The following is a 572-nucleotide window of genomic DNA, read 5'->3' on the forward strand; positions in this document are numbered from 1 at the left end:
GTCCACAGACGGCGCAGACTGACACCGTGGAGACAGATGTTCCTGAGGCCTGCTCGCCCGTTGCGGAAGCTTCTGCTTCCGTGTAGATCCGTTCGACACTCTCGCGGCACACCACGTCGCGAACAATTCTTCGCAGTGATACGGATGTGATACGCAGATTGCCGTCTGCCGATGAAGGTGTCCCATTGAACTACGGCGAGCGAGGCTGCGGATTCTAGCGGCGGGCGCCCGCCCCGGCGGCTGCTCTTCATACCTGTCGGCGGGACGACCGCACGGTTCGCAGGAATGCCACACCCGTGTCCGGCCCGGCGTTGAAAGCGGGTGCCTATTCGACGCGAAAGCCGAACGGCATGCGCATCGTCTTGTTCTTTTCCGCGCGTCTGCAGTCCAGCAGTTCGATGAAGCGGTATGCGGACCGCGAGAACGACGGATGCGTCGATTCCACGACAACGATGTCGACGATGCGTCCTTCCTCGTCGACCTTGAAGTCGATGAGAACCTCGCCCTTCTCCAAGCCCGCCCGCATCGCCTCCCTTGGAAAGCCGGGTTCATCGCCGTCAGCGGGCAATGTC

1 protein-coding gene is annotated in these 572 nt (G+C 61.9%); it reads right to left on the bottom strand.

Annotated elements, in window-relative coordinates; translation table 11 throughout:
* Positions 1–325: 325 nt before the first annotated feature.
* On the bottom strand, positions 326–572 hold a 247-nt coding region (locus AC1D01_RS37995), incomplete at its 5' end, for a TonB family protein (RefSeq protein ID WP_477875160.1).

It is taken from the genome of Rhizobacter sp. P3_B12, assembly GCF_056402895.1.